3 protein-coding genes are annotated in these 6,122 nt (G+C 61.2%); all 3 read right to left on the reverse strand.

All coding sequences use genetic code 11. The features are described from left to right. Positions 1-29: 29 nt before the first annotated feature. The gene (locus CKO43_RS18395; RefSeq protein ID WP_200379503.1) at positions 30-1,454 is read right to left on the reverse strand and encodes a hypothetical protein; all 1,425 of its coding nucleotides are present in this window, start codon (positions 1,452-1,454) and stop codon (positions 30-32) included. Next, a complete protein-coding gene (locus tag CKO43_RS18400; RefSeq protein WP_200379504.1) occupies positions 1,444-3,663 on the reverse strand; it encodes a sensor histidine kinase in 2,220 nt (739 codons plus the stop codon). The genes CKO43_RS18395 and CKO43_RS18400 overlap by 11 nt, the downstream gene beginning before the upstream one ends. A 135-nt stretch (positions 3,664-3,798) precedes the next feature. Further along, on the reverse strand, positions 3,799-5,157 hold the full coding sequence (locus tag CKO43_RS18405; protein WP_200379505.1) for a class I SAM-dependent methyltransferase: 1,359 nt from the start codon (positions 5,155-5,157) through the stop codon (positions 3,799-3,801). Positions 5,158-6,122: the final 965 nt, after the last annotated feature.

A 6,122-nucleotide genomic window follows, 5' to 3' on the forward strand; every position in this document is an offset into this window, starting at 1 on the left:
GGAAGAAGTCCTAGTGGGTCAGGAGCGACTCAGCCGATCCAAGGAGCCAGCTTGCGGTAGGTCTTGGCCTGCAGGCGAGCCAGATCGGCTCCTGGCGGGAACCACCGCACGCGGCCGGAAGACTTCTCAGCGCTGATAGGCTTGCCAGTAGCCATGCAGTAGTAGCCGGCGTGCAAAGTGTTGTCCGCATCGCACGGACAAAACCGGACGTTCTTGATCATTCTTTTCCCGCACAGCTCGCGCCCGTTCGAACACCCCGCTTCGCTGAGCATCTCGTCGAGCAGGTGACGCCACCACAGCGGGGCATCTTCGTCTTCGAATGGTAGCTGCGTATAACGTGCGGATTTGAAGAGCTCTTGCACCTGCGGCCGTACGAAGTCGTCCGGATGAATGTCGAGGTAGCTTGCCGCAGCGATAGTGTTGACCAACACACCCGGGTACTTCATTACCAAGTCGGTCAGCCAAACCCCCAGCGCTGCGACTAATCTCCTATGCACCTGCACCGACATTCGAACATTAGTGTCACTACGCGAAAACCTCAAAATTTCGTTGATTGCCACTTGGTCGCCACAAGCGAATGTGTCGAAGTGCCCTGCTGCCGTCGGTTGCTTCAACACGCCAGCCAGCAGCGCACCTGGCGAGGCAGCAGTCGCCTGAGCGCCCCTGCGCTTCTTGCTCGTGGCGCCCTCTTGAACACCGTCGCCGTTCTCGTGCCAGTTCTCGAGGCGTTGCCGCAGATCGATGAAACCTTTTGACAAGCTCGCGACCTGCGAAGAGCGCAGATTGACTTCCGGGGAGAGGTCAATCAAGCCATCGCCCGGGATACGCTTGAACTCGTCGATGATGTTTGGCCTGACTCGACGGTAGCCGGCCACAGGCAGTCCGAGCACCTTGGCGGCGGCGGAGACGGCCGTCTGCGACAGCCCCTTCCAGTGCAGCGAATTCGTCGACAGATCTCGATCCGTAACGATAAGAACGATGCGCTCGTAGAAGGCGCAACCCCGAATCCATTCTTCGACGCGGTCGTCATAGGGCTTGTCGCTGTTAGACGGTGGTTTATCCAACGGGAAGACCTCCAGTCGGCATGTCGTGCCTAGTTTGGGCTCGCATAGGCGCCTGAACTCCGCAACGATGGTCGGATCGTCTTCGAAGAGCAGTACCACCGGCATGGCGTTTGTCCCACCTGCGGCCAGCGCGTATGACCGAGCGCCCGTTGACGCCTTTGGCTCGGGTGCAACCTTCTTCGCTGCGGCCCGCTTTTCAGCGGTCTCCCGTGCGACGGGCGTTTGCGCAGCGGCTGTCCTAGAGGTGGGCTTGGCTTCCTCGGCCTTGCTCAAGCCGGCGTTGTTGCCGGCAGCCTTAGTGACCCTCTTGGCAGCTGTCGAGGTCACCTTCTTCGCTGCACTTGCCTTCGCCTTGGTGTTGCCAGTTTTGCTCGCCTTCTTAGTCGGCATTGGGTCTCCGCGGGATTTGGATGTGAATGCAGGTGACGAAGTCTGGACTGGGCTCGCCGATGGTAGCCTTGCCATTGGCCCGCGCGACCAAGTCGCGCACCAGCGGCAACCCCAAACCCATTCCCGTTCCCAGAGGGCTGTTGATGCGCGATGTTGTCGTGAAGAAAGGATCCCAGACGCGCTCACGCATGTCTTCGGGGATGCCGGCGCCAGTATCTTGCACGGTCAGGTTGTGAAAACGCCCGTCGTTCCAGGCCGAGATCAAAATCTGCGGCGGCAGCGCATCAGACTGGCGAGCCAGGATTGCCTTCGTGGCGTTGCTGTAGAGATTCAGAATCACCGCGCTGTACATTGCAACCGGAATGGGCGGCACGATGACGTCGTCCTCGCACGCAATCTCTGTGTCGATGCCGCGGCTCTCGGGAATGCGACGGAAATGGTCGACCACCCACTCAATCTGCCCCAGCGCGTTGAAGGGCTTTACGTCGTCGAAGCGGAGCGAGTCTGTGAAAAGTCGCGTGTAACTGATGTAGCCGTCGAGCTGCTCGCGCGAATGCCTGATCCGATCGAGGGCTTTGCCCAGCGCAGGAATCTTCTTTGCGTGCGCTCCGATTTCCTGCACAACGTCGTCGAGCGCCAGGAATAGCCGCTCCGCCTCGTGCGTCATGAACCCCGCCACGACTCCCAGCCCGGCTGCAATTTCCAAGCGCTGACGCGCGCTGCGGTCGTAGGCCTCCTGCTCGGTCAGGCGCGTGGCCAGCTTGCTGTAATGCTGCACGAGCGCCGCCCGCTCTTCCGGCGCCAAGCGGGGGTCATTGCGCAGGTTCTCTGCCGTCTTCGCAAAGTCCGATCGCAACGATCGGCGCGCCCGCTCGGCGGCATCTTCTTCGATGCGCAGCTGTCGCTGCTTGTCCAAGTGAGCCAGCAGTTCGAGCCCCCCGCGCACCGCCTCCACCATCTGTAGGTACGCGCCGTTGACTAGAAAGCCTTGGCGGTCCATTGCCGGCACGAGGTCGGCTTCCTCCGGATTGTCGGAGGCACGTGAGGAGACGAATACTGCACCGATGACTTGGTAGCCGGTTGGCAGGTTCAGCGCCGGGTTAAGCTTCGGACGGACCCGCGCGATCTCCGAGATCGCGAAGTGTTGCTTGGCAATGTCTGTGCGCCAGTCGCGTCGGTTGTGTGCCCCGTCCTGGTTGAGGAACAGCCAGTCGTCGTCCTGGAATCCATATGGGCGAATGCGGAACCCATTGTCGATGATTCCGACGCCTGAGTTCTCCTTCATCCAGTCCCAGATCTTATTGCGCAGCAGTGGAATTCCGAGAAATGCGTCTTTGCGCTTGGGCGTGAAGGCGATATCGGCGTGAAGGCCCGCCTGGATGCTGTTGGGAAACTCCAGAGCGATGTTGTGCACTTCAGAGCCTTCTGCGAAGGCGACCTTGTACCGCAGCTTCTGTCCTGTTAACGACACGGTAAGGCGCGCCCATGCGTGCTCGATCACGCCCTTGGCCAAGTCGGCGCCTTGATCCTCGAGCGCCGGGAAGCCCTCGAACAGCACCCTGTAGCCGGGATCGCCCTGCATGCTCTTGGCGCGCCGGTACTTGAAGGGTCCCGGGTCGAAGGCCGACAAGGGACTGGCCACCTTGAGCACCGCGGTCAGCAACTGTTTGTCAACGGCCGCAATCAGGTCGTGTTTGAGACGCCAGACCGTCAGCGTCGTCCCAAGTTCGTCTTCGTCTGTCGCACGCGTTAGCCGATAGGGCACCCGTGCCTTACTGAGGGTCACTGCCGCATCAAGGCGGCGCCAGTCGAAGACGGCTTCAAGAACCGTGCGGCCGTCCGGCGTGTCAGACACCGATCGCAGCTTGAGGGCGCCGCCCAGAAAGCGGATCGCGAAGCGACCAATTCCTTTCTGGCCGGTAACCATGCGCTGGTAACGCGGCGTGCGCGGCTCGCGTTTGCTGCTGGTGGCAATGCGCATCCAGCGGTTGCGAAAGTCATCTGCCGACATGCCGTTACCGTCGTCGGTTACGACGAGTGCGAGTTGGCCGTCGTACCGCGTCAAGGCGAGCTTGCAGAACGAGGCCTCGGCGTCGCTTGCGTTCTTGACCAACTCCAGCAGCGCAACTTCCGCTGATGCGACCAAACGCTCGCCGAGCTCTTGCAGCAGTCGGGCTTCCACATCGAATGCGATGAAGCCAGATGCCAAGCTATCGCTGTGGTTGGCGCCGGCGCTCGGGCTTTCACGGCCGACGCGTTTGCCAACAGCAGTGCTTGCCGCTGGTCTGGGAGAAGAAGGCGTTCGTCTGATGAGTGCCACAGTGCCTTTCGAGACGGCCCTCGCCTACTTAGGCGAGACCAACTGATTGAGGACAGCGTTCATTTGGTTGACCTCAATCTTGAGGAACCCTCGCGACAGCGGAACGACACGTTTGGAGAAGTCCATGGCCAGTAACTGCGTCAACAACTTGTCCGCAGACTTTTTCGGCGCACAGTAAATTCCGTGGATGGCGCCAACGTGGACAGCGACCGCCTCATTCTTGAACATCTTAGGCGCGGCCGTCTTGAATCCCGATGAATAAAGGATCTGTGCCGGCGGCGGCACGCTCGACTTCCACCACACCGCTCTTTTGGCGCAGGTGTAGTTGGCGCGCAACTCCGCGGTCGCTGTGGCAAGGTAGCCAGTCAGTTCGCGGCTTGGCTCGCCCACAGGGTTGATCAGCCAGCAACGGCGTCCCGCATTCACATATTCGTCGCGGAACAAGCGCTCGGTGAGCGTGCGCTGGTCTGTGCTCAGGTGTCGGAACGAGGTGATAGCCGGCACCACGTCGCGTTCGCGCTGGAGCCGGTAACGCTGCCGGAACTCTTCTGTCAGCACGAAAAAGTCCTGGCTGCCCGGGCTCAAGCCGCGTAGTGCCTTGGTGCCTGTGCGGGCGCGTTCGTAAGACAAGCGCGCTTCTGCGGTGCCGGTGACATGCGCGCGCGGCCGGCATTCGTCAAGTTCCAATCCGATTTCGTGCAGGTGCAGGCCGCCCTGCCCGTCCACCGGAGCCTTATCAATCAGCGCAATGCACGCCGTTGTTAAAACGCGCTCGAAACGAGCGTCTTCCAGATGGTACACGTCTACGCGCCAACCCTGCGCATGCATGTAGCGCCTAAGCGCACCGCTGGCCGGTCGGCTGATCCACTCGTATGGAATGACGAGTGCGACTAGGCCGTCGTTCTTGACAGCATCGAGCGCCAGCCATGTGAAATAGATGTAGGCGTTGCTGCGCCCGTCGGCGATGTAGCCATCGATGGCTTTCAGCCGACGTTCTGCCGCCTCGATCCAGGACAAGCCAAGATCGTGGTGACGAACATACGGGGGATTGCCTACGCACACGTCGAATTGGCCGCGCGCGCACTGAGCCTCGAAGGCGGACTCCAGGCGAATACTGGCTTTGTCTGGCGTGCGCGCAGGCAGACGTTTCGAGTCAATCTCAAAGCCGGTGTAGTGCTCGAACACGCCGGCCTGCGCGAACCGCGCGTCTCCGCATCCGAAGTCCACAACCTGTCCCGCGCAGGGCCGGCGCTCGTTGACCAGCCGCCAAACCTGCGCTACCAAGGGCGCGGGCGTGTCGACCTGGCAGCGGCTTAGGTAATTGCCCGGCTCGGCGCTATGGCCGACCTCAGTATCTGCGGGAGACGAGCCGGCGCTGCTCATTCGATCCATAGCTTGGGTGCGCGCCCATCGAGTGCAATAGTACTCATTTTGGTACTCATTGGGTACTTAGTCAAGCGCCTTCGGCGCTGGCGATTGATCTGCAGCATGCATCATCCGCTCGATTGCCGCGCGAGCCAGTGATGGCATTTTCCGGTAGTTCGCAGACGTCGACGGCAATCGCCAGTTCTTAAGTGTGCACGGACTAATGCGCAGTCGATTAGCCAATTCATCCCAAGTCACTGAGAGCTCGGTCTTGGCGCAGCGCAGGAGCTCTCGCTGAGGCTGGACTCCAGCGGAGCGAGCGTCCGCCAAAAGTGCTTCGATGGCTGCTCGAGCCAAGAAAGGAAGAGCGCGGTGACCGGCCGAAGAAGAAGGAAGCCGATAGCTCTTCAGTGCGCGCGGTGCAATTCCGGCATTTATTGCGAGCGTATCCCAATCTATTCCGAGCTCTTCTTTAGCGGTTCGAAGAAACTCCTGCTGTGACTGGCCCGTACTCATTGGGCACCAATTTAACACTATGGCTGGGCTCTTCTCAACAGGGCGGAACGATGCCTGCGTGTACCGTGCCTGGTTCACGCATACGAACGGTTCGAGTTGATGGGAGGCTAGACCGCCGAGGCTTCACGGCGGCAAGTTGACTTGAGTTAATGATCGATTCCGGGCTGGTTCGCCAGCAAGGGTGACCGCCGCCTTCAGGGGGGCGGCGCCAGCCCGTCCGAAGAGGAAGCTGTCGTTGGCCGGCACGGGCGCCATTGGCCGTGGCCTACGGCTGCAGCGATTCGCGCCGCAGCCATTCGGCTCAGGCTCAGCGCCAAGCGCCCGTTGTCGGCTTGGCGGCGGTCACCGTGAGTTCGCCCGGGATCAGGCAATGGTCGCACACGCGGACCTCCCGCCCGCCCAGCCGCCGCGGGCTTCGGCATGGGATCACCTGCCCCGTCACCGCACCACTCCCGCCGTCCAAACCA

This window comes from Rubrivivax gelatinosus, assembly GCF_016583785.1.
Lineage (GTDB): Bacteria > Pseudomonadota > Gammaproteobacteria > Burkholderiales > Burkholderiaceae_C > Rubrivivax > Rubrivivax gelatinosus_B.